This is a genomic window from Methanomassiliicoccus sp. (genome assembly GCA_033485155.1).
Classification (GTDB): domain Archaea; phylum Thermoplasmatota; class Thermoplasmata; order Methanomassiliicoccales; family Methanomassiliicoccaceae; genus UBA6.
Genome location: JAWQJJ010000001.1, coordinates 195,151 through 218,707, shown reverse-complemented (window position 1 = coordinate 218,707; position 23,557 = coordinate 195,151). Strand labels below are relative to the sequence as shown.

The following is a 23,557-nucleotide window of genomic DNA, read 5'->3' as shown; positions in this document are numbered from 1 at the left end:
GTGGTGAGCCTCTAGATAAGACGATGGTGGACCAAAGCAAAGGATCGTTCTGAGGAAAAATGATATATTCTGCCAGTCATCTGGACTAGGGTGGCAAATTAAAAATCCTATTATTTAACTGGCGTGATATCAAGAACCCCCAGGCCGGAGGCGCGGAAGTCTACACTCACCAGATCATGAAACGTCTGGTCGAGAGGGGTCACGAGGTCACCATTTTCTCGAGCATGTTCGAAGGTGGCCTCAAGGAAGAGCGTATAGATGGCATAACCGTGGTTCGTTCCGGGAGTCGGTATTCGGTTTACCGCAGAGCAGGTCAGTTTTATAATTCATCAAAGGTCCGCTATGATGTGGTCATCGACGAGATCAACACCGTTCCGTTCATGACCCCACGATTCGTCACCAGGGGGGAGCGCATAGTCGCTCTGATCCACCAGCTTGCAAGGGAGTTCTGGTACTATGAAATGCCTTATCCCGTCGCGTGGATGGGTTACAATTATTTTGAACGGAAATGGCTAAGCAGGTATAGGGACATTCAGACCGTGACCGTTTCTGATTCGACTCGTAATGAGCTATTGGAGATGGGCTTCAAGAATGTAATTATAGTGCCCAACGGTCTTAACGTGACGAAGCTGGACAAGGTGCCGCCCAAGACGTCGCACCCCTCAATGATTTTTGTTGGCAGGATGAAAAAAGCAAAATGCCCTCACCATGTCGTCGAAGCCTACCGCATCCTAAAGCAACGATTTCCCGATCTTACGTTAGTGGCCGCTGGTGACGGATATCTTAGGTCCGAGCTACAGAAGGCTAATCCCGACATTGAGTTCCTCGGTTATGTTGACCGCGAGACCAGGGACAGTCGTGTCAGGGAATCGTGGGTTATAGCTGTACCAGGGGTCAGGGAGGGCTGGGGCCAGGTCGTTACCGATGCTAATGCTCTTGGAACCCCGGCGGTGGGCTACAATATACCGGGCCTGAGAGATTCCATCAAAGATGGATACAACGGGTTGCTTACCCCACCAACGCCTGTTGACCTGTCCAACGGGATCGCGCGCCTGCTGGGCGATGAGAGGCTGCGGATGGAGATGGGCAATAATGGGCTGGAGTGGGCAGGTAGATTCAGCTGGGATGTCAGCGCTGATGCGTTCGAGAAGTTGCTAAAAAGCTAGTGGTCGTAAGAAGGCACCGATAACGGCCAATGTTGCTGCATTCCTGGCCCGTCTTGAGGGGAAATACCGCTTCAATTACGCGGGGGGAGGCATCCGAAATATGCTGGCCAACCCTCGCTTTGTGAGTCGAGAGGCCAACTGGTAAGAATCGTCATTATCAGAATTAACACAAATTACTATCGTGAGGGATAAGCTTTAAATGTTTAGCTCCATCAAGGTGCTATTAAGTGCCTCAAGGGGAAAGATAGGTAAATATATACAAGGGCAGTAAGAAAAGGGGAAGGGAATGGCTATATCTTCGGAAGGAACGGCGATTCAATACGAAAATGACCTTCCAGGTCCTTTGTCGGATACGGACGCTTTGTTGATCGAGCGGCGCAGGATCGCCGAAAGCAATTCCGACTTTATCTCTTTTGTAATTCCAGCTTATAATGAGGGGGGGAAGATCTATAAAAACCTCCTTGAATGCCTTCGTGTTGTACGTCGCTACGGTGTGCCCTTTGAGCTTGTTGTAGTCAATGACGGTAGCTCGGATAACACAATCCATGAGATTATCAGAGCGGCCGCTCACAGCCCTGAAATCGTTCCTGTAAGCTATTCCAAGAACGTCGGCAAGGGGAACGCCTTGAAGGTCGGCGCTCGGCGGGCATCGGGCAACCTAGTGGTGTTCATGGACGCTGACCTGGAGATACACCCCAAGCACGCCATGAAGTTCATGTACATGCTGAAAGCCACCGAGGCGGACGTGGTGATTGGTTCTAAGCGCCATCCCGATTCCAAGGTCGACTACCCCACCAAGCGCAAGTTCCTGAGCTGGGGCTACCACCTGCTTATCAAGGCCATGTTCAACCTTGATGTCACAGACACCCAGCCGGGGTTCAAGCTGTTCCGCAAGGACGTTCTTGACAAAGAGATTAACAAGGTGGAGGCCCAGCGCTATGCTTTCGACCTTGACCTGCTGGTGAACGTCCAGGCCGATGGATATAAAATCGTTGAGGCGCCCATCGAACTCAACTTCAGCCGCAGTTGCGGCGGAAGAATCGGATTCAAGACAGTAAAGAGCATTTTCAAGGAGACCATGGGGGTCTTCTATCGTGCCAGGATGGCTAAATCCACCGATAACACGAACGTGGCCGCGACCAGCGGGCCCCAGGATTGAAAGCTTATTCTTTTAACGTCTGCGCGTAAACCGATGCTGTCGCTTCTGTCATCCGGTCCACCGAGAACGTCGCGGCATGGGCCAACCCGGCGGCGATGACCTTTCCGCGCGCTTCGCGGTCGTTCTGCAGCCGGTCCATCCACATGGCCATATCCTCGAGGCCCTTGCATTTCACCGTCGCCCTGATCACTTCCTCGGGGATCATTGCGCCCTCCACCGTAAGCACTGGGACCCCGCAGGCTTGGGCTTCGATTATGGGGAGGCCGAAACCTTCCTGATAACTGGTCATCGCCAGCATGGAAAACGAGTTATAGGTCTCCACGAGCTTGTCCTCGGGCACTGGCCCCCGCAGCTCGACCCGACCCGCCAACCCCAGCTCCCCGACCAGCGCTTCCAGTCGGTCCCTGTCAGTACCATCCCCGCATAGCACCAGCTCCAGTTCAGACTGGGGGCAGCTACGAACGTGCAGATCGAACGCCCGGACGAGATGCTCCAGATTCTTCCTCCGCTTGAATGCGCCGATGTAACCGATGGCGTTCTTCTTCCTCACCTCAGGTAGGGGGCGGAACTTATCGGCAATAGCGTGAGGGACGACGACTAGGCGCGAGGCGGGGACTCCGTAGCGCTCCATGACCTCCTTCTTGGTCTGCGAGGAAACGCAGATTATCGTATCGGCTTGGCGGAGCCCGATTCTGGTGCCGATGCCGAAGAAGGTCCGAAAGATAGTCTCGGGGATAGAATCGGGAGCGGTCTTATCCACGTGGTGCATGGTCAGGACCTTTTTTCCTCGGAGCCAGGGGAAGATTATAGCCTGAGCGTCTGTCACCGCATGGAACACATCAGCCTTCATCCGTCCGCGCAAAATCTCCCATATCGGATGGGCGATATCATAGAACAGCGGGCTGATGAACGAGCCGGAGGGCGGTATATTGCCCGGAGCATCCTGGTTCGGTAGCACGACCTCCACCCGGCCCCTGAGGCCGGTCACGAGGTCGTTGGAGTACCGCTCAAAACCATCAGTAGGCCGCCCGTTAAGCTTCCTGCATAACACCACGACCCTCATGCATAACACCTGATTGGCCACAAAAGGATGGGAGATACATAATCCTTCCCTGGGTGCCGCATCTGATTCCAATATAACCTCAAATGATTATCGTTCGAGATAGTATTATGTTCTCCAGGCGACAATGCAGCAAAATGAATCTGCCGATCTGAGAGATCAAACCATAGTAGGCACCCAGAAATTATGCAAAAGGATATATAACGACAATCAGTAAAGGTCTGGAAGGTGGTCCTGTTGGTAGTACGACCAGCCAAAAACTCCCTTTTCTCAATAATTATCCCTACCTATGACGAGGTTCGTAATATCGACAGGATGATTATCCGCCTTCTAGAGCTTTATCCAGGAGTAAAAGTCCTCGTGCTGGACGATAACTCCAAGGATGGGACCATAGAAGCAGTAACGGCCCTTGAGGCTAGCAAAAAAGATGTGTCGCTAGTGATCCGAGACCCTGGTGATCGCGGACTCACCGCAGCGGTAATGGATGGCATCGCAAGAACGACAACGCCATACTACATCGTCATGGATGCCGATTTTCAGCACCCTCCCGAAACCTTGGCAGAGATAATGGCCGCGCTGGAGGGCGGCGCGGACATGGTCATTGGCAAGAGAGAACACAAGGAAGCTTTGAACTGGAAACGAAGGACCTCTTCGGACGCGGCACAGTTCTTGGCTCATACATATCTAAGGATGCACCGTCAGCCTCATCCAGATGATATCATGAGCGGCCTGTTCGGGGCGCGTACCGATATGTCTCAGAAAATCGTAACCGAGAATGGCATTCTTTTCGAAAAGAAGGGTTTCAAGGTCCTATTCGACCTATTAAAGTTTGTACCCAGGGACATTACCGTGGCGGAGGTTCATTACCAGTTTGGGGACCGCGCGGACGGGGAGTCCAAGCTCTCCTCGACAATCATCACCTCGATCTTGCGGCAATGTGGTTTGCCGGGGAAGTGCGTGGCATACGTCGCGGACCGTGTGTTCCTGAAACGGTCTGGCCAAGTTGTGCTTCTGACCCTTGTGGCGCTCATGGGCGTCATCATGATCATCCTCTCGTGACCGTTGCCAGGGACCGTTTCATATATTTATCCACCGAACGCTTGGGGTGGTAAGGACGGTCTTAACGCTGTCGGACTCGAAGTTGGGCTATCGGTTTGCAGGGGTCGGAAAAGCACTGTTCCCCGACCGTCGCCTTCTGTGGGTTGTCCTCATCGGTTTCGGGGTCCGCCTGGCAGTGGCCCCATGGACCAGCTGGACGTATGACACCTATCCGTTCTACCAGGGCATAGTAGATACTCTGGCGGGCATCGGACCGTACGGCCACATGGCGTATTCCTACCCCCCCGGTTTCGCCTTTGTGACCGTACCCTTCGCTTGGGTATTGTCACTGTTCCTAGACCCATCACAGTGGGTGAGCTTCCAGCCCTCCCTGGTGGAGATTGGCCAGATCACCGGGATGGTCAACCCGATGGTGACCCATCCGGCGTTTAACTTGATGTTCAAGCTCCCCCTAATAATCGCCGACTACCTTACCGCCGTCCTTCTCTATCATTTCGTCAACTTGATCAAGGACCGGGAGGCCGCCCGTAGTGCGTTCATATTGTGGTTCCTCAACCCGCTGGTCATATTCATATCCAGCATCTACGGCAACTTCGATATCCTGGCGGTGTTCTTCTCTGTCCTGTCATTGTACCTGATGTATCGTATGATGTATCTCAGCGCTGGTCTGGCCATCGGCCTGGCCGTCGCGATCAAGCTGTTCCCCATATACCTTGCCCTGTTCTTCTTCGCATACCTCCTAGGGCTGGCCATCGCGGAGTGGCGTAACTCTACTGTGATTGTACCTAATCTCAGGAATCTAGGGAGCTACATCGTAGGGGGAATCCTAGGAGTATCTAGCATCCTGATTATGATCTTCACTGACCCGTCCATCATGGTCTTTCTGACCGGCAGGATGGGTACCAACGACATGGGCGGCATCAATGTATGGGGGCTAATGCGCAACATCAATGCGTTGATCAGCGGGGGAGGACTCCCCGGCTCCACCGTCTCTGCCGTGACCCACATATCCAATTACCTGCTGATCGCCATCCTGTTCATCATCCTGATCTATGTCTTCGCCATGCTCAAGGGGGCCAAGGAATCCAACGAGAAGCAGCTGCTGTTCGGCTCCATGACCGTGTTCATCATCCTCTTGCTCTTCCAGTCCGTCACCCACGCCCACTACCTGCTCTGGGCCCTGCCCTTCGTCCTCCTGTGCTCGGTGTATCAGGATCGTTTCGAGATGAAGCTCATGCTGATGTCTATCGCCGGAGTGGTGTTCTGGCTCAGCCTTCAGTCCTACCTCGCTTTCCTATACCCTCTTGCTACCTACACTGGCATCATCCCGGTTGGCACCGTCAACCAGACCGTTGTCGATTACTACCTCAGTGTCCACGGAGTAAGCTCGGAGGGATCGAGGATAATCCCGACGGCTATCGGAGTCATCGCCATGGCCACCGCTCTTCTTCCAGAACAGATAGACCCCCTGTACCGACTACAGCTAAGGTTCCGGAGGTGGTACAACGAGGCATAAGATGATCATCCTCCTGTCCCTGGTAGTGGTCTTCCTGGCGGCATCCAGCGTGGTTTTCGTCCCCCGCGCTAGCGGCAGCGACATGAGCATGATGGCAACAGTGAACGGCAACACACTGACCATGAACTACAGCGTCTCCGGAGGGCTGTACGACAGGAACGTAACGGCCGTCGCCCTGGAGGTGAGCCGAGTCCACCAGGGCCACATCTACGTGCTCATAAACGAGGGGTTGGAATTCAAGGTCAAGGTCAGCTTGCAACGTTTGGCCGATCACTTCAACAACGAATTCTCTCTCCTGGGGAGCGACCTTACCGCAACGGTCATCGGTACCGATGATCTGCCCACCGTCTTCTCTGACCGACAAGCCACCCTCATCGTCGGTCCGGGAGCCGACCTGCCCGATTATTACAGCTATCCAGCAAAGCGCTGGGTGGAGAAGGGCGGACTGTGGGTGGGCATCGGCGGGGACTCCGCACCGTTCATGTACTCCCTGAACAACACCGATTCCCCCAACGCCACCCTCCGTATCGATTTCGTGGGCATGGGGTATGAGGATGGTGAAGGAGCCCTCGCTACTCCAATGGCCAAAGCTCTGGATATGAGGTACGTGGCACCGGAGACCGCATTCCTGCTCAGCGATCTGAAGGCAGCGGGAGGGGCATCGGTGGGCTATGAGTATAAGCGGGGAGATAACGTACTGGCAACGGCGGGCATCGTGCCGATCGGAGACGGGGCGCTATTGATAATGGCGGGCGACATGAACCCTCCTCCGCTGGCTACGGGCGAAGAGGTCCTGGCCTGGGACCTCATGAAGATAGTCCTGCTGGACGTGCCGTGGTGGTCGGGCAACATGCAATACCAGACCACTCTGTTCCGGAGCGGGCTGGAGGGCACTCTTACCATGCCCCTATCGGGAAGCGATTACGTTTGTTGCGCCCTGCTCTCCAACAGCGATACTTTCAGCGGGTTCCTGGTCCAGAGGATCTCCGTTCGCGGTACCTAGCGCCTGCGGTCTCGGTCGACGAAGTTCGTATGTTATCGCTAGAAAGCTTAGCCGTCCGTGCTAGGCCATGACATAGTTTATTAGAGCGCGCCGATGATTAATGCGGTGATGACGCAAGAATTCGAGGTCTATGTCCAGAACAAGCCTGGAGATATCGCGTGGATCGCCGAGGTCTTTTCCCGGAACTCGGTCAACATCCGCGGAATATCGACCGACCTTGGATCGTCCAGGCCGATGGTCCGGGTGGTCACCGACGACGAAGCCAGCGCTCGAAGCGCCCTCAAGGCGGCGAAACTGGAATTCTCCGAGCGGGAGATCGAGGTCGTATCCTTGTCCGACCGGCCAGGAGAGCTGGCCAAGGTGACTAAGCATCTGTCCAAGGCGGGCATAAACATCGAATCGCTGTATATCCTGGGAAACCGTGGATCGAGCATTGAGGAGATCGCCCTGACCGTCAACGAACCCCAGCGGGCCAAGGAGGTCCTGGATAGGTTCAAGCCTTAGGCGTGGCCTTGTGGCTGTTGCCGCTCTTCCCGTTGGCGAAGGAGATCACAAGAATCGACATCAGGATGAGAGCTCCGCCCATAGCGGTCACCGTCGTGGGCATCTCTCCCAGTAATAATATGGCGAATACCATGCCTGATACGACCTCGATCAGAAGGATTACCGAGGATACGCTGGCTTTGACCCCCTTGAGCCCGGCGTTATACAGTAGGTTGGCGGCGAAGGTACATACCAGGCCGATGTACACTACCGCGATCCAACCAGTACCTGGGATGGAGTAACTGGTGGTGAATAGTAGGGTCAGGGGAATAAGGAACAGCATGGTGTCACCCATGATGGCAGCAGTCACCATCAGCACATCCGCCTTGGGGTCGAGGATCTTCTTCTGGAGCACGATGTAGAAGGCCCATACCCACCCTGCGGCCAGCACCAGAAGGTTGCCCCAGAAGGTGCCGCTGTAGATAGCCGAGAGGTCGCCCCCGGTGGAAATGAAAAGCACGCCGAGCATCCCGAGGAATATCCCGACAATGATTCGCGGAGTGATCGCCTCAGCCAGGAAGATCGCCGCCAGAATGGCCACCACGCCCACGTTGGTGTTGACCAGAAGAACGGAATTGGTGGCCGATGTAGATACCATCCCGGCGTTCTGCAGCGCGAAGCTCAGAGCGTTGAGAAAGGAATTGACGAGGATCGGCAGGGAGATAAACATCTTGAGGTCCAACCGCTTCATCCAGTACACCGCCGGTACGATGGCCGCGGTGCCCACCACGAACCTCAGGAGAGCGAGCAGGACCGGGTCCATGTCGCCGTTGAGAGCGATCTTGACGGTGGAGAACGAAGTCCCCCACAGCACCCCGGATGAGACGAGCAACAGTTCGTACTTGCCCAGGGGTGCCTTCATGGGCCGCAATCCGGCTCAATATATTTCAATTTGGCCGCGTCATTCCAGGGTCCGCCCCTCCACCGTGATCGGCCCGTCCAGTACGATGCCGTCACCCAGCACGGAGTTGATGATGGAGACCCCCTGCCCGATGCGGCACCCTTGGCCCATCAGACTTCCCTGGACAGTGCAATCCGGCCCCAGGGTGCAGCCGCCCATGAGGAAGGAGTCAGAGATCGCTGTGCCCTCGCCCACCGCCGCCTGGCCCCCCACCGCGCACCTGGTCAGCGAGGCCCGAGGTCCGATGACCGTCCCCTCACCGATGTATGCTGGGCCGTTGATCTCGCAGCCCTGGGCTTCGAAGCGGGTGGCCACGATCCTGCCGCTGCAGGATGCCCCGGGCACCTGGATGGTGGTTCCCTTCCGCTCGGCCATCCGTATGTTGGCGTCCAGTAGGTCGTGTGGCCTTCCGATGTCCTTCCACAGGCCGGAGATGGGCATGCCGTACAGCGGCTCCGAACGCTCCAGGAGCTTGGGGAACAGCTGTTTGGAGAAATCGAACTTCTCCCCCTCGGGGATGTCCTGCAGGGCCCGCTCCTCCAATACATAGATGCCGGCGTTGATGAGGTTGGAGAACACCTCCTCGGTACGAGGCTTCTCCTTGAACCTGACGATGCGGCCGTCGTCGTCCAGGCCGACGATACCGAACTCCTCTGGGCGGTCCACGGTGGTCAAGGCCATGGTGGCCAGGGCGCCTGTCCTCCGGTGCATCGCCACCAGAGAGCGGATGTCCACGTCCGCCAGCACGTCCCCGCTGACCACGACGATAGTTCCCTTGAGCTCCTTCTCCAGAAGCTTGACCGCGCCCGCCGTGCCCGCGGGATGGTCCTCGAACGCGAAGCGCATCTCCAGGCCGAACTGTCGACCGTTGCCCAGCTGGTCGACCATGTCCTGGGAGCGGTATCCGCAGGTCAGGAAGGCCCGGCCGACCTCGGCGTCTACCAGAGAACGGATGACGTATTCCACGCATGGCCTACCTAGGATGGGGAGCAGGGGCTTGGGGCGGGTGCTGGTCAGAGGGCGTAGCCTCGTCCCCTCCCCGCCGGCGAGGATGACTGCAGTGATGTCTTCGCTCACATTCTCACCGCCGATCGAACGATGGGTGCTATCCTCATGCTGCTGCTCTCACTCGCCACCGGCGCAATCATACTGGTGTCACATGAGGGGGTCCTAATAAAAAGTGTCGTCCCACCTCTCAGGGGCGAATAGTGAGTTCTACCCTCGCTTGAGCGCCTGCCCCTCGTACAGGCGCACAACGTTATCCCCCTCTTTGGCCCCCACCGCATCGGCGACCGGCTTGCACTTGGCCTTCATCAGGAAGGCGATCGGCCGGTAGGGTGCGTCGGAGAGCGATTCGAAGTTGGCCATGCCCTTACAGATTATGAGATCGGCCGCCTCCATCTCCCGCCGAAGACGGTCGCCCAAGCGGTGGACGTCCACTCCCACAGCGAACATACCAGTGGTCATGATGTCGTCGAACTCGTCGATGATGCCCGATCTCCGTCCGTCCTCTAGGGTGACGTCGGTCAGGATGGCCTTGCCCTTCAACACCCCGGTCACCTGGGGGCCGAGAGCTCTTATCTCCCGCACCAACAGAGTATCCAGTACGTCCTCGCCGCAGTTGTCCAGGAAGTACATCACCCTGCGGGAGGAGGCGATGATCTCCCGGACCCGCTCCAGGTCGTCCACGTCGAGGCCCTGGCGCACGATGGCATCGAACTGCCGGGGGAGCTCGTTAGGATCGGTGAGGCCGGCGATCCCGAAGTCCATGACGTTACCGGCAATGGCTGCCAGGGCCGCCGCCTTAAGACGGTCAGGGGAGGATTCGATGAGGCATTGGGCCCTCGGAAGCAGGTCGACGGCAACCTCCTGGCTCCTCTTCTTGAGGTCGAGGTAGGGGTCCTCGCATCCCAGGACGCTGTAGGCACGCTCGTGGACCCTGGTGGCGACCTCGGCAGAGTTTGCTCCCGCTACAAAGCCTTCCTTGAGTATCTTCAGTGAATCTCGCATGGCGGGGGCGCTTTTACTCGGATCGCACAGTTCCACCTCGAACAGGACGCGCCCCAGTAGGCAGGGGACACATCGCGGGGCCATATCCATGAACGACCAAAAGAGCGGAAGATAGCAAATGCCTTTCGATGCTTCCTTCAGTGAATCAGGTAGTAGTCTTCTTATTGCCCTTACGCGTTGGCCGCGAGGGGTAGCATGGCGGATTCCGTGATCCTCAAGGTCGAGAGCGCTCAGCATCAGTCCGAGGTCGGCCTCGGCAGAGCGAGGATCGACACCCAGACCAGGAAGGACCTGAACGTCGATATGGGGGACTTCATCGAGATCGTAGGCAAGAGAAAGACCGCGGCCAAGGTGTTCCGGGCATCCAACGAGGACGAGGGCCGGGGGATCATCTCCATCGACGGGATGATCCGCTCCAACGCGGGGGTCAGCATTGGGGAGAAGGTCACGGTGGTCCGGGCCGATACTCAGCCCGCGGCCAAGGTGGTCGTGGCGCCCAAGATCCCGCCGGGCAAGAGGGTGCGCTTCGGCCCGGGGGTGGAGGAGCTGTTCAAAAAGGGGCTAACCAACCGCCCGCTGGTCAAGGGGGACGCCATGATCATTCCCAACATCGCCCTCATGGGCGGATTCCTGCCGTTCATGGTCATAAGTACCCAGCCGGGAGGAGTGGTCGTTGTCGGCGGCCACACCGAGCTGGTAGTGAAGACCGAGCCCATGGAGGCCACGGAGGCGACCACCACCGCTGTGACCTATGATGACGTCGGGGGGCTGGAGGACGAGCTAAAGCGGGTCCGGGAGATCATCGAGCTTCCCCTCAAGCATCCCGAACTCTTCGACCGGCTGGGCATCGACGCTCCCAAGGGAGTGCTGCTCTACGGACCGCCGGGCACCGGCAAGACGCTGATCGCCAAAGCGGTGGCCAGTGAGTCGGGGGCTAACTTCTACAGCATACAAGGCCCGGAGATCATGTCCAAGTACTACGGGCAGAGCGAAGAGAAGCTGCGCGAGAAGTTCGAGGAGGCGGAGAAGACCGCGCCGTCCATCGTGTTCATCGACGAGATCGACTCCATCGCCCCCAAGCGGGAGGAGGTCAGCGGGGAGACCGAACGGAGGGTCGTGGCCCAGATGCTGACCCTCATGGACGGGCTGGGCGGGCGGGGACAGGTCATCGTCATCGGTGCCACCAACCGCGAGGATGCCATCGACCCGGCGCTCCGCCGTCCCGGGCGATTCGACCGGGAGATTGAGATCGGGGTCCCCACCCTGAGCGGACGCAAGGAGATCATGCAGATCCACACTCGGGGCATGCCCCTGGCCGAGGATGTCGACCTGGACATGCTGGCCAACGTGACCCACGGTTACGTCGGCGCGGACCTGGCCTCTTTGGCCAGGGAAGCGGCGATGAAGTGCCTTCGCCGCTATGTCCCGGACTTCGACCTGGACAAGCCGGTGCCCCCCGGGGTGCTGGAGAGGATGAGGGTGACCCAGGAAGACTTCAAGGACGCCCTCAGAGAGGTGGAGCCATCGGCCATGCGAGAGGTGGCCATCGAAATACCCAACGTGGCGTGGGGCGATGTCGGTGGCCTGGAAGATATCAAGCGGCTGCTTAAGGAGATGATTGAGCTTCCCCTGCAAGATCCTTCCAGCTTCACCCGCCTGGGCATCAGGCCGGGGCGGGGCGTGCTGCTCTATGGACCGCCGGGCACCGGCAAGACGCTGCTGGCCCGGGCAGTGGCCAACGAATGCCACGTCAACTTCATCAACATCAAGGGCCCCGAGGTCATGTCCAAGTGGGTTGGCGAGTCGGAGAAGGCCATTCGTCAGATCTTCAAGAAGGCCAAGCAGGTGGCCCCGGCCATCGTGTTCCTGGACGAGATCGACGCCATCGCCCCCCGCCGGGGGATGGGCAACGACTCTAACGTCACCGAGAGGGTGGTCAACCAGCTGCTCACTTCGATGGACGGCTTTGAGTCCCTGGGCAACGTGACGGTCATGGCCGCCACCAACCGCCCGGACATCGTGGACCCCGCCCTGCTGAGGCCGGGACGCTTCGACCGCATGGCCCTCGTGCCGGCACCCGACCCGGCAGCCAGAAGGAGCATCATCGCCATCAACACCAAGAGCATGCCCCTGGAGGGAGTGGACGTTGAGGCCATCGTCTCCCGGACCGAGGGTTTCGTAGGCGCCGACCTGGAGGCCCTGTGCCGGGAGGCGGGCATGATGGCCATGCGCGAGTCTAGGAGCGCAGATAAGGTACACATGCGACACTTCGAGGCTGCCCTCAAGGTCATCAAGCCATCCTGCGGCAAGGACGTGATGAAGTGGTACGAGGAGTTCTCCCGCTCCCGGGACCACATCGCCCCCCGGTGGCAGGACCCCGGCGTGTACCGGTAGGGTCACCACCATCCGGTCCCCGACCACATCCTCCCGCCCTCGCGGTACATGGGGCCTTCCGGTCCCTCCTTGCCCAGCAAGCCTCCCAGGGACCCCGCCGGGGCCCCCCAGGCACCCTGGTATCGAAGCCAGGACGGTTCGTTCTCTCCCGTCCCGAGGCCGATGGGCATCAGTGAATAGTTGTCCGGAGACCACTCTTCGCCCCCTTCGTCGGCATGGTCGCCGAGATCGAGCCTGTCCTCTCCCGGCACATAATTGGCATGACTGCCCAGGGAGATCATGATGACTGGATGGGTCTCGTCCCGCACGGCGGTCAGCTCGTCCCATCGAATAAAGTCGCCGGAATGATGTTGGCTGAGAGCTATGCTCTCCGCCCTGGCTCCGTCCGGTGACAGCGTTACCTGGATCATTTCCCAGTCCCCTTCATGCACATTGAGCCTCCCCTCATTGAAGACGTAGAAGAGCCAGTATTGCAGGACAATATGGTCGTTGACCTCCATCACGCGCCCGTACACGGTATTCGCGATGCCCGGCCGGTCGCGCTCGTAGGTGTCGATGACATCGGCGGGGCCGAAGTCGAGGTACAGGCCAGACCCCGTCTCCTCCAATCCTTCCGGCCGCTCCGCCACGATCGCGCCGGCCAGGTCCACCAAGGAGGCCCGTTCCAGGAAGTACCCGACCGGGGCAGGGAAGGTCCTCTCCCCGCTGGAGAAGCTCAGCACCGGAGCGTAGGTCTCCACCATTTCCCAGGTGCCGGGGACCGCGGTCACGACTTCACTCCTCTGGGCCGGTTGCCATGGCAACAGGACGAATGCCACCGCTACGGCTGCGATGATGGCGAACGCCAACGGTCGGCGCCGGAGGGCCGGCCGGGATGGGGGATCGGACCGGACGGTCGGCATGGGACGACGTACCGTATTACGTCCCGGGAAGAATATCCCATCGCCCGCTCCCGGTGGCCGACGCTCTCCTACGCCTCGCCGGCCAGGTATCTGACGATGCGGTCGTAGATTTCGGGACTCTGGGCGTCCTCACCGCCGGCATCGATGTTGGGGTTGTCGTTCACCTCGATGACCACGTACTCGCCGTCGATCTCTTTGATGTCAACACCGTAGAGGCCCTTGCCGATGGCGTTGGCTGCCCTCAAACCGATCTCCAGCAGACGGGGATCCACGGTGGCGGGGTCCACCGCCTCGATCTTCGCCCAGATTATATGCCCGTTATCGTTGCGCTGGATCTTCCAGGAGTTACCGGGCATGACATATCTGCACACGAAGAGGATCTCACCGTTGAGCGTCGTCACCCGCCAATCGAACCGGGAGGGTACGAACCGTTGCACTACGATCTCATCCGCCCGGCGGAAGTACTTCCTGGCCACCTCCTCGAAGGCGGGTACCGAGTCCACCTTGTCGACATGCATGGAGAACGAGGTGTGAGGCGCCTTGAGCACCAGGGGAGCGCCGAGATCCTCGAACAGCTGAGCCATGGTGACCTTATCCAGCTCGCTCTTCCCGATGAACCTGGTGTCAGGAATAGGGACCCTGGCACGCATCAGGTGCATGTACATGTTGATCTTGTCACAGCAGATGATAATGGAGTCGGGGTCGTCGATGACCTTCATACCGTGCAGTTCCGCCGTCCGGGCGGCGACGTACGCGGCGTTGAGGGGGTCGGTCAGAGAGCGTATGAACAGCGCGTCGTAATCCGGGATCTTGGCCAGGTCCTTGCGGAACACGTATTCCAGCTGGTGGCCCAGATTGTGAGCGGCCAATTTGAAATTCACCAGCGCAGTGAGTTCCTCGGCCCGGGAGACGGTGTAGCGCTCCACGAAACAGGCTATATTTGCCATTCGTTCGCCTTCCTCAGAAGCTTCAGCTCCCTAGAGCCCAGGTCCTGGAGCGGGCAGGGCTCGATCGCGCTTAGCATGATCTTGCCGTTCTCGATGACCCGGAGGTTGCAGATGGGCAGGTGGAAGAGGTCCCATGCCTTACTGGCAATGTCCTGGACCTCGTCGCAGGTGGTGTTGCCCATAACACACTTGTACTCCCGGATCGCAACATCCTCGGCAATTTTCTGGACGCAGATGGCGTACTTGAAATTCCTCGTCATCGACTTGGCGATGCGCTTCACATGGCCAGACTTGTAAACCACGCTATGCCGCTTCATGAAAGGATTGATGGGGTATACGATGCAAGGAGGCTCGAAGAAGTCGTTCGATATGTAATACTCAGGAACGGAGATTCCAGCCTCTGCGGCACGCTCCATGCACAGCGGTACGATGTAGGCGTCCAATGACTCCTTTATGGTTGGATAGACCTTGACCCCGGCGTTCTCGGCCTCCACGCTTCCGTAGTGGCCCTCGCTCATGAACCGGTAGTCACCTAGGATGTTTACAAACGCGCTCCCATTCTCTTGTGCGGACCACTTCTCACGGCCTAGCAAACTTGACCAACCCGCTGAGCCGATGGAGGACTAGAGGAAGTTAAAAAACTTGCTTTCTGCTTCGTGCTTTCGGTAACGTGCTGGCCCATCTTGTGGGGCCCCCTAGCGTCCTTTTCCGGGGCCGGATTATGCGCAGAGTAGGACGACTGCCCGAGGACAGAGCCCATGATCTGAAGGCGGGAATTATAATAGACCACGATAATTTGAAATATGCTCAACCTATTGCATCCACCAGTCAGTATCAATGTTCATAAGAGGGAGCTGGGATGAGAAAATTCATTACTGAGCTGAAGGGGAAGACCGTCATGACCAACGACGGGCAGATCCTCGGTATGATCGAGAACTTCTTGGTGAACACCTCCTCGGGCGACATCCAGAACGTCCTGGTCGTACCAGCCGAGGAGGTAGAGAGCCGGCTGTACAAGACCGACGCCCAGGGGCGGCTGGTGCTTCCGTTCAGCGAGATGCGTGCTGTCCGCGACGTTGTCGTGATGTCGGTCTCCAACGCGTGAACATTTTCCGGGGCCTTGCCCCGACCGATTTCCTAACACCTTTTTTTACCTTCAGCGGCAAGAGAGAGCATCATGCTGTGGCACCCCGCACCGTCGGGCAGCTTCTCGGGATCTCATCGCGCCGGGGTCGGGACATGGAAAGGAAGTTGCATTGCAACCTGCTGCGTCTGCGGCCAGAAGATAGCTGCGCATCGGGCATGCGAGATACACCGGCAGGGATCGGCGCATGGATCGGCTGATGATCCCTGGTGAGAGCAAGAGAGTAAGCAACTGCATGGGAATGAAGGATACCGCATGCAAGCCTACGGCCGGCCGAGGGTCTTTTTCATGTACATCCCGTCGCGTGAGTATCTCAGAGACCGGTAATATTCGCGGACCCCCACGCCGCTGGTTACCCTGATGGCCTCGCACCCCTTGTCCCGGGCCACCTCCTCCGCCCGGGCCACCAGCTCCTTGCCGTACCCGCGGTGCTGCCACCCTCCGCCCTGCTTCTTTATCGGCACCATGCGACCGAAGACCTTCAGCTCACGCAGCCCGGCCACCGGTCCGTCGCCCGTCCTCAGGCGGGCGTACCCCACCAGGGCATCCTGTTCCGGCAACTCGAAAGCGATGAAGGTTTCATCTCCGCCCGAGGCCTGGTACGCCGTCTCGGTCATCACCACGTCCTCCGGCCGGTAGTCCTTCACTCCCTTGAGACCGACCTCGCGGCAGCGGATGCATCGGCATTCGTGGCCCTTGGAGCGCATGCGCTCCTTGATCAGCTCTCTCAGGTGGCCTTTGTCCACCCCGGCCTCGATCAGCGGTACCGGGATGTCCCGCTGGATCCTCTGGATGCGAACCCATGGCGGCACCAGACGCTTCATCTCCGCCATCAGCTCCACCGCCTCATCGGTCGTGTACGGCGCGTACTCGCCCTGCTGCCACATCTCGAAAAGCTTTGTCCCCTTCACCACCAGGGTGGGATACAGCTTCAGCATGTCCGGCCGGAAGGCGGGATCCTCGAACACGCGGCGGAAGGAATCGAGGTCCTTGGCCGGCGACGAGCCGGGGAGCCCAGGCATCAAGTGGTAGCACACCTTGAGGCCGGCCCGCTTGGCCACCGCGGTGGCGTCGACCACAGCCTGCAGTCCGTGGCCGCGGTTGACCGCCCTGAGGATCCCGTCGTCGAGAATCTGCACCCCCATCTCCACTCTGGTCATCCCGAGACGCATGGACACCGCCACCTGCTCCTCGGTCAGGGCATCCGGCCGCGTCTCCACCGTCAGGCCGACGCAGCGGTGGGGTGCGTTCTCGTTCATCACCTGGGCATCCTCCAGATCTGCGGATGGTGAGAGGTTCATGGCGTCGAAGCAGCGCTTGACGAACTCCACCTGGTACTCGACCGGGCGGGAGGTGAAAGTGCCTCCCATGACTATCAGGTCGATCTTGTCCGTCCCGTGGCCGATCTCCTCCAGTTGCTCCATGCGTCCTCTGACCTGCGCGTAGGGATCGAACTCGTAGGATGCGCCCCGGCGAGCCGCCGGCTCCTTGCCAGTGTAGGACTGCGGCGATCCGCTCTCCACTCCCCCGGGGCAGAAGATGCACTTGCCGTGAGGGCAGGGGGCCGGGGAGGTCATCACCGCCACCACCGCCACACCCGACAGGGTTCTCACTGGCTTGCGGCGCAGGATCTCGTTAACCGTGGCTAGGTGCTGAGCCTCGACCAGGGAGAGGGTCTCCGAGTTCGGCGGTACCCTATTAAGGCCGTAACGGCGGCACAGCTCAATCTTGGCCCGCTGGAGGGCCTCCTTGTCCTTGACCTCGCCCTCCAGCATCAGGCGGATGAGGTCCTCGTGATATCCCAAGTACGCACCGTTTCCCTACCTATAGTAGACTCTGTTGTCGTCCTTCTGCTCCTCCACTTTTCTTGGGGCGAGTTCCAGCACGTCGATGGCCACGATGGCGTGGTAAGGTAGGAAGCGTATCTGCCCTTCCTCCTGGCCGTCGGAGCTGTCGAGCTTCAGCACCAGGGCGGTCTCGTTGGAGAACGCCGCATATCCGCGGAACTCCCCGACCGATATGAGCGGCCTCTCCTCGCTGTACGTGCTCACGATCTTGTATTTGGAGCCGATGGTGATCAGCTCTTCGATCTCCTTCATTGCCATTTCGATTCCTCCTCTACGAGCTTTTGGAAGTGCTCCACCGTCAGGCGGTAGTTCTGCATGGCCATCTCCACGTTGGCCTCGGTGAAGCTCCACGCCTTCCTCAGGTCACCGTACCGGATGCGGTAGCCTTTCTTGACCGAACCGTCCCTCTCAGTCTCGATCTCCTCGAGGATGTCTATGGCCTTGAGCTTGTTCAGGTGGCGGTAGATGGTTGGCTTGGTCGTGCTTAGGTGGGCGGCCAGCTCGTCCACGAGCCACGCCCGCTTCATGTTCCGCATGAAGCATTCCATGAACAGCCGGTACGGCACGCTGTCCTGCGTATCGATTACGTTGGTCTTGGGATTATATCCCTTGGGGAGGTACCCGATGTGGGTGAGGAATTGCAGGGCGATGTCGTCAACGTCCTTCAACGGAGTCAAGGGGGTGTTGCTCTCGACATTGAGCTCGAACATTAGTATCGCGCGCGCATATATGAGAAAGCTATTAGCTTTTATTGTTTAGTTATGAGGGCGAATATTATTGTAGAGATTGATCGTTGAAATATATTCGCACTCATGACAATAAATGTCCATGATAGCGACCCAGTTGTAGAATCAGCGCTCAATCCTTATACAATCGTGCCATAATTTACCTTAGAATACATAATTCATTTATATTCTCATCGCGGTAACGCGCTTAGGTGCTCTGATGAAGAGAAGTTACATTATTGCTGCTGTACTAGTGGTCGCGGTAGTCGTCATCGCCGCGGTGGCGTGGGCGACAATACCGTCTACTTCGGAAAAGACGATCAAGTACACGACCGTTGCTCCCAAGTTGCAGGCTGATGCTATAGCTCAGGGCAGCATCGCGGGAGGCATATCATGGGAACCATACTCCTCACAGGCCGTGATGTCCGGTAACGCTCACGTGCTCTACTGGTCTAGTGAGATCTGGCCCGACCATCCGTGCTGTGTTGTGGTCGCCAGCAATGCGTTCGCCCAAGCCCACCCCGATGTGGTAAAGGCGTTCCTGAAGGCTAACGACCTAGCGAATGCCTGGATCGCTGATGCCATCGCTCACCCTGACAGCGCCAACTACACCCTGCTCCTGCAGATGGGTGCGGAGTTCAGCAACACCAACAACAGCGTGGTCGCGGACTCTCTGGACCACACCAAGTTCACCGACCAATTGTCGTCCTCGTTCATCGACGGACTGAAGAACTTCACCAACGACTTCATCCAGCTGAACCAGACCAGTGAGGCCAAGCTGACCTCTGCCGGCTACTCTTCGGTCGATGACTTCATCGGCAAGTATGTGGACGCATCATACCTGAACTCGATCGGTGATGTCCAGCCTACCACGACAATGACCGAGGTCAAGGTAGGATACCTTGCCGGTGACCTGCACCAGTTCGCTCGCCTGGTGGCCATGAACGCCACCGTGGGCGGCGGGACCTCCCTGTTCCATCAGTATGGCATAAATGCCGTCGCTGCCAGTCCCGGTGGATTTGCCGCCGGCCCGGCCGAGATGGACGCTTTCGCCGCCAACAGCGTGGATATTGGCTATCTTGGTGCCCCGCCCGCCATCCTGAAGCACCTGAACAACGGCGTCCAGGTGAAGATTATCGCCGGTGCCAACACCGAGGGTTCCGCCCTGGTGGTGTCCAATGACATCAAGACCTTCGCGGACCTGAACGGCAAGGTCATCGGCGACCCCGGGCTGGGTTCCATCCAGCACTTGCTTCTGCAGGCCATAGCGGAGAAGAACGGCTATAATGTCGTGGCGGCTTAATAGCCACCAAACCTTTTTCTTCTTTTAACAGGTATGAGGGGACCGAAATGACAAACACTCAGGAGCCAGGCCGCTCTTTCCGGTCTTTTATCGGCTTGAAGCGTGATCAGGCATCTGACTACATACTCTATGCCATTTCCATCATTGGATTCATAGCCATATGGTGGATCGGTTCGATAATTCTGAATAAACCATATCTGCCCGCACCACCGCTGGTGCTGGATGCTTTCATCAAGTCCTTCAACAAGGACCCTGCCACCGGCCTGCCGATGATGCAGCAGGTTTTTGCAAGCCTGGGTAGGTTCGTCGTCGGGTTCTTGCTAGCCCTGCTCGTGGCGGTGCCGTTGGGGCTGGCCATGGGTTACTCTCGCATAGCCGACGGCTTGGGCAAGCCGATAGCCGAGATGCTAAGGCCCATCCCCCCCATTGCCTGGGTGCCCCTGTTCTTCATCGCCCTGGGGCTGTACTGGGGACCGGTGGCGGTCATATTCCTGGGAGCATTCTTCCCTATACTGTCCAACGTCATCTTCGGGGTCAAGAGCGTGGAGACGACTCTCATGGACGCGGCCAAGACACTGGGAGCGAACCGAAGGACGATCTTCACCAAGGTTGTCTTCCCGTACACCATCCCATATCTGATGACCGGCGTGACTGTAGGTCTCGGCATCGCTTGGATGTGCATAGTGGCAGCCGAGATGATCGGCGCCAGGGGCGGCGGGATCGGTGCGATCATCAATATCAACGGTTCGATCGGCCTCTATGAATATATGTTCGCTGGAATGCTCATGATCGCCATCCTAGGTATTGCGACCACGGGCGCCTCCAAGCTCATCGAGAAGAGGGTCTCAATATGGATGGGAATGCGGTAAGTCTAACGATCCAGCACATGACCAAGGTCTTCCCCAAGGGTCAGGACCAGCTCGTCGCACTCCAGGACATCGACCTAGAGGTCAAGGACGGCGAGTTCGTGTGCATACTGGGACCCTCGGGGTGCGGCAAGACCACACTTCTGAGGATCATTGCCGGGCTTGAGAGCAAGACATCGGGGACCATGACCCTCAAGGGCAAGAACATCATCGGACCGGGCTCGGACCGCGGGATGGTGTTCCAGGAATTCGCTCTCTTCCCTTGGAGAACAGTCCGCCGCAACGTCGAGTTCGGGTTGGAAGTGAAGGGCGTATCCTCTGAGAAAAGAAAGGAGATCTCCCAGAAGTATATCGACCTGGTCGGGCTGAAGGGTTTCGAAGATTCCCACCCCAACCAGCTTTCCGGAGGCATGAAGCAGCGTGTGGGGATCGCCCGGGCATTGGCCAACGAGCCTGCGATCCTGCTCATGGACGAACCTTTCGGAGCTTTGGACGCTCAGACCAGGAACCAGATGCAGAAGGAACTGCTCCGCATCTGGTCGGAGACGAAGAAGACCATCATATTCATCACCCACTCGGTGGATGAGGCGGTATTCCTATCTGATAGAGTCGTCGTCCTCACCTCCCGTCCGGGGAGAGTGAGGGTCATCCACAAGATAGAGCTTCCCCGACCACGGGACCGGGCCAACCAAGATTTCATCAACCTAAGGAAGACCATCCTCGATGAGCTGGAGCAGCAGCGCCAGGGCGTTTAAGGTCTTTCTGCATGCAGATCTGCTGGCAATGATGCAAACCTCTGAGCACCATGGGGGACTTTCAGTCACCTCCCAATTCATCTTTTTTATAAAATTGGATGGGTAATTTATTGACAACGGCCATCTGGCCGGGAGCTAGCCGACGCCTCCGTAGCTCGTTCGCCAGAAGACGGCATACAGAGGCCTCCGCCTGTAAGGGCGTAAGCGGTTCACAGGGTCTTCTGGGCGGCTACCTCGATGGCCCGCGCGATGCTATCCCGGGGAATGACAATGGAGACCGGGATGGTCAAGATCTTCTGGATAGTAGGCGCAACGATGGGCGCACACACAATCGCCAGCGCCCCGTCCTTCTCCGCCATCACCGCGGCGACGATCGCGTCCTCCATGCTGTTGGCCGGGTATTCCTTGACCCTTACGTCACGCTCTCCGACCTTAACCGTCCGCTCCTCGATCCGGCTGAGCACCGGGCGGGCGGCGATGACGGCTATGAAGTTACCGTGCGGCTTGGTCTCCATGCGGCGGACGGCCCGGATGATGTCTCTCACCGTGCGAAGGTTGGGCTCCCTCTGGTCCTGCATTATTTTGTAGATCGTCGACGGCGACAGCCCGGTCTGGGAGCAGAATTCGTGAATGCTCATCTTGAGATCCTCTTCTAGAACCTTCCTCAGCGAATCTCGGAACCCGCCCTCTTCCCGCAATATTCCTGCCACCAATTCGTTCTCCAGGGACATCGGCTCACTTCCCTGCCCGGACCGCTTTTGCGGCGTTGTCGCCGGCCACGCAACCCTGACCGACGGCGCGGGCCAGCTGCCAGGGCAGGCCGGTCACGTCTCCGCAGGCGTACACCATCTCCATCTCGGTGCGGCAGTTGCCGTCCACCGGGATCTGGCCGCTGGGGTCGGGCATGATGCCCAGCTCCAGGGCCAGCTCGATCGACCCCTTGGCCCCCAGAGCGATGAACACACCGTTCACGTCCAGCTTCCTTCCACCTTCCAGCTCCAGGCCGGTGACGGTCTGCTCGCCCACAATGCGCAGCGGCTTGGCCTGGACCATTTCGACGTTAGCCTTGCGGGCCTTCTCCACCATCTGCTCTGAAGCCTTCAACTGCCGATGGACCCAGTACACCTTTGACGCGTACTCCGTCATCAATGAGGCCGATTCTGCGGCCTCGCTCTCCTCGCCGATTATCACGACCGGACGCCCTTTGAAGAACCCAGCATCGCAGGAGGCGCAGTAGCTCACCCCCTTCCCCAGGAACTCCTTCTCTCCTGGAACATTAAGCTTGGCCCGGGAGATGCCAACCGCGAGGACCACCGCCCGGGAGCGTATCTCCCTCTCATGGTCGGTGACCACGACGAAGGCGTCTCCCTCTTTGATGAGTTTGACGACCTCCTCCTCCAGCAGCTCCGCGCCGAACCTCTTGGCCTGTTCCCTTCCCTTGCTCAGGATCTCCGTTCCGTCCGTCTTGTCGAGGCCCAGGTAGTTCTCCACCTCGGCCTTGTTGAGAGATGACACTTCGCTCTTCCCCACGGCGACGACCTTGACCTTTTTCCTCGCCGCGTGGATTGCAGCCTGCAGTCCGGCTGGACCGAGCCCTATGATGGTGATGTCCGTCTCCATATTGCTCCCTCTGCCTTTAGGGCCTGGCGGGTTTTTATACCTTTATGGTTAGTAAGACCGAAAAGTAGAAAGTGAAGGCGTTTGCTCAGAGGTGAGCGCGCAGCCGCCTGGCGAGGTCTTCCTTGGGCTTGGCGCCGACCAGCCGCTCCACCAGCTCCCCGTCCTTAAGGACCAGCAGGGTGGGGATGGCCTCGATCTGGAAGCGCATAGCGACCTTGGGGTTCATATCGGTGTTCAGCTTCCCGAAGGCGATCTTACCCTGCATCTCCTTGGCCAGCGCATCGATCACCGGAGACATCATCCGGCATGGTCCACACCACGGCGCCCAGCAGTCGACCACCACTACCGAGTACTTCTTGATGAAATCGTTGAACGTACCGTCATTGACCTCAGCAGGCTCGGCCGGCCAGTCAGCCCCCTGGGGCCCGCCCTTCAGCATCTCCTGCCTCTTCTTCTCCCTGATCTGTTCGATCTCGTCCATGTCATGGTCTCCATCGGTTGTGCATCTCTAATGCAAAACCGTATTGCGCTTTCATCGATAAATAAATTTCCGGTGGTATGTTCGGGGCCCCCCTCTCCCGAAGGGGAGGTGAGCGGTCCAGTAAATGAATAGGGGCACAACCTATTAAAAGAAGGA

24 protein-coding genes are annotated in these 23,557 nt (G+C 58.4%); 11 read left to right on the top strand and 13 right to left on the bottom strand.

Features of this window, described 5'->3' with window-relative positions; genetic code table 11:
• The first annotated feature begins 104 nt into the window (after nt 1-104).
• Nucleotides 105-1,166: a glycosyltransferase family 4 protein gene (locus SA339_01105; protein MDW5561795.1), complete on the top strand. Its 1,062-nt coding sequence runs from the start codon at nt 105-107 to the stop codon at nt 1,164-1,166.
• Between the two features lie 286 nt (nt 1,167-1,452).
• Nucleotides 1,453-2,325: a glycosyltransferase gene (locus tag SA339_01100; protein ID MDW5561794.1), complete on the top strand. Its 873-nt coding sequence runs from the start codon at nt 1,453-1,455 to the stop codon at nt 2,323-2,325.
• 4 nt (nt 2,326-2,329) lie between these two features.
• On the opposite strand, the gene SA339_01095 is transcribed toward SA339_01100, so the two are convergent.
• Nucleotides 2,330-3,388, bottom strand: a complete 1,059-nt coding sequence (locus SA339_01095) for a glycosyltransferase family 1 protein (GenBank protein MDW5561793.1) — start codon at nt 3,386-3,388, stop codon at nt 2,330-2,332.
• Nucleotides 3,389-3,613: 225 nt separating this feature from the next.
• On the opposite strand from SA339_01095, the gene SA339_01090 reads away from it, so the two are divergent.
• The 4 genes from SA339_01090 (at nt 3,614) to SA339_01075 (ending at nt 7,467) form a co-directional block, all read left to right on the top strand.
• Nucleotides 3,614-4,444, top strand: coding sequence for a glycosyltransferase (locus SA339_01090; protein MDW5561792.1), 831 nt, complete (start codon nt 3,614-3,616; stop codon nt 4,442-4,444).
• A 46-nt stretch (nt 4,445-4,490) separates the two neighbouring features.
• On the top strand, nt 4,491-5,960 hold the full coding sequence (locus SA339_01085; protein MDW5561791.1) for a hypothetical protein: 1,470 nt from the start codon (nt 4,491-4,493) through the stop codon (nt 5,958-5,960).
• 1 nt (nt 5,961) lies between these two features.
• The gene (locus tag SA339_01080) at nt 5,962-6,963 is read left to right on the top strand and encodes a hypothetical protein (protein MDW5561790.1); all 1,002 of its coding nucleotides are present in this window, start codon (nt 5,962-5,964) and stop codon (nt 6,961-6,963) included.
• 108 nt (nt 6,964-7,071) lie between these two features.
• Entirely contained in the window at nt 7,072-7,467 is a 396-nt protein-coding gene (locus tag SA339_01075) for a hypothetical protein (GenBank protein ID MDW5561789.1), read from the top strand.
• On the opposite strand, the gene SA339_01070 is transcribed toward SA339_01075, so the two are convergent.
• The 3 genes from SA339_01070 to SA339_01060 form a co-directional block, all read right to left on the bottom strand.
• Entirely contained in the window at nt 7,457-8,368 is a 912-nt protein-coding gene (locus tag SA339_01070) for a DMT family transporter (GenBank protein MDW5561788.1), read from the bottom strand. The genes SA339_01075 and SA339_01070 overlap by 11 nt on opposite strands.
• 39 nt (nt 8,369-8,407) lie before the next feature.
• Nucleotides 8,408-9,484: an NDP-sugar synthase gene (locus SA339_01065; protein ID MDW5561787.1), complete on the bottom strand. Its 1,077-nt coding sequence runs from the start codon at nt 9,482-9,484 to the stop codon at nt 8,408-8,410.
• Nucleotides 9,485-9,622: 138 nt separating this feature from the next.
• Nucleotides 9,623-10,501 (bottom strand): ARMT1-like domain-containing protein, encoded by an 879-nt coding sequence (locus tag SA339_01060; protein ID MDW5561786.1) that lies wholly within the window; start codon nt 10,499-10,501, stop codon nt 9,623-9,625.
• A 111-nt stretch (nt 10,502-10,612) separates the two neighbouring features.
• Here SA339_01060 and SA339_01055 point away from each other — a divergent pair, with 111 nt between their 5' ends.
• The gene (locus tag SA339_01055; GenBank protein ID MDW5561785.1) at nt 10,613-12,811 is read left to right on the top strand and encodes a CDC48 family AAA ATPase; all 2,199 of its coding nucleotides are present in this window, start codon (nt 10,613-10,615) and stop codon (nt 12,809-12,811) included.
• 2 nt (nt 12,812-12,813) lie between these two features.
• On the opposite strand, the gene SA339_01050 is transcribed toward SA339_01055, so the two are convergent.
• From SA339_01050 to SA339_01040, 3 genes are all read right to left on the bottom strand, one after another.
• Nucleotides 12,814-13,713 (bottom strand): Vps62-related protein, encoded by a 900-nt coding sequence (locus tag SA339_01050; protein ID MDW5561784.1) that lies wholly within the window; start codon nt 13,711-13,713, stop codon nt 12,814-12,816.
• Between the two features lie 68 nt (nt 13,714-13,781).
• Nucleotides 13,782-14,660: a RimK family alpha-L-glutamate ligase gene (locus SA339_01045; GenBank protein ID MDW5561783.1), complete on the bottom strand. Its 879-nt coding sequence runs from the start codon at nt 14,658-14,660 to the stop codon at nt 13,782-13,784.
• Nucleotides 14,648-15,253, bottom strand: coding sequence for a RimK-like ATPgrasp N-terminal domain-containing protein (locus SA339_01040; GenBank protein ID MDW5561782.1), 606 nt, complete (start codon nt 15,251-15,253; stop codon nt 14,648-14,650). The genes SA339_01045 and SA339_01040 overlap by 13 nt, the downstream gene beginning before the upstream one ends.
• A 266-nt stretch (nt 15,254-15,519) precedes the next feature.
• Here SA339_01040 and SA339_01035 point away from each other — a divergent pair, with 266 nt between their 5' ends.
• Complete coding sequence (locus SA339_01035) at nt 15,520-15,765, top strand: PRC-barrel domain-containing protein (GenBank protein ID MDW5561781.1); 246 nt, start codon at nt 15,520-15,522, stop codon at nt 15,763-15,765.
• A gap of 302 nt (nt 15,766-16,067) precedes the next feature.
• Here SA339_01035 and SA339_01030 read toward each other — a convergent pair whose 3' ends face one another.
• The 3 genes from SA339_01030 to SA339_01020 are packed head-to-tail and all read right to left on the bottom strand — an operon-like array spanning nt 16,068 to nt 18,361.
• Complete coding sequence (locus SA339_01030; protein ID MDW5561780.1) at nt 16,068-17,609, bottom strand: tRNA uridine(34) 5-carboxymethylaminomethyl modification radical SAM/GNAT enzyme Elp3; 1,542 nt, start codon at nt 17,607-17,609, stop codon at nt 16,068-16,070.
• Nucleotides 17,610-17,624: 15 nt separating this feature from the next.
• Nucleotides 17,625-17,909, bottom strand: a complete 285-nt coding sequence (locus SA339_01025) for a hypothetical protein (GenBank protein ID MDW5561779.1) — start codon at nt 17,907-17,909, stop codon at nt 17,625-17,627.
• Nucleotides 17,900-18,361 carry a helix-turn-helix domain-containing protein gene (locus SA339_01020; GenBank protein MDW5561778.1) on the bottom strand — a complete coding sequence of 154 codons (462 nt, stop codon included), beginning with the start codon at nt 18,359-18,361 and terminating at the stop codon, nt 17,900-17,902. The genes SA339_01025 and SA339_01020 overlap by 10 nt, the downstream gene beginning before the upstream one ends.
• Before the next feature lie 235 nt (nt 18,362-18,596).
• On the opposite strand from SA339_01020, the gene SA339_01015 reads away from it, so the two are divergent.
• The 3 genes from SA339_01015 to SA339_01005 are packed head-to-tail and all read left to right on the top strand — an operon-like array spanning nt 18,597 to nt 21,300.
• Nucleotides 18,597-19,679 carry an ABC transporter substrate-binding protein gene (locus tag SA339_01015; protein ID MDW5561777.1) on the top strand — a complete coding sequence of 361 codons (1,083 nt, stop codon included), beginning with the start codon at nt 18,597-18,599 and terminating at the stop codon, nt 19,677-19,679.
• Between the two features lie 47 nt (nt 19,680-19,726).
• Nucleotides 19,727-20,548: an ABC transporter permease gene (locus SA339_01010; GenBank protein MDW5561776.1), complete on the top strand. Its 822-nt coding sequence runs from the start codon at nt 19,727-19,729 to the stop codon at nt 20,546-20,548.
• The gene (locus SA339_01005; protein MDW5561775.1) at nt 20,530-21,300 is read left to right on the top strand and encodes an ABC transporter ATP-binding protein; all 771 of its coding nucleotides are present in this window, start codon (nt 20,530-20,532) and stop codon (nt 21,298-21,300) included. Before SA339_01010 ends, SA339_01005 begins: the two co-directional genes overlap by 19 nt.
• A 209-nt stretch (nt 21,301-21,509) precedes the next feature.
• Here the strand turns inward: SA339_01005 and SA339_01000 are convergent, their stop codons facing one another.
• From SA339_01000 to trxA, 3 genes are all read right to left on the bottom strand, one after another.
• Nucleotides 21,510-22,031: a helix-turn-helix domain-containing protein gene (locus tag SA339_01000; GenBank protein MDW5561774.1), complete on the bottom strand. Its 522-nt coding sequence runs from the start codon at nt 22,029-22,031 to the stop codon at nt 21,510-21,512.
• Nucleotides 22,032-22,035: 4 nt separating this feature from the next.
• Nucleotides 22,036-22,920, bottom strand: a complete 885-nt coding sequence (locus SA339_00995; protein ID MDW5561773.1) for an FAD-dependent oxidoreductase — start codon at nt 22,918-22,920, stop codon at nt 22,036-22,038.
• A gap of 85 nt (nt 22,921-23,005) precedes the next feature.
• Entirely contained in the window at nt 23,006-23,401 is a 396-nt protein-coding gene (gene trxA / locus SA339_00990) for a thioredoxin (protein ID MDW5561772.1), read from the bottom strand.
• Between the last annotated feature and the right edge of the window lie 156 nt (nt 23,402-23,557).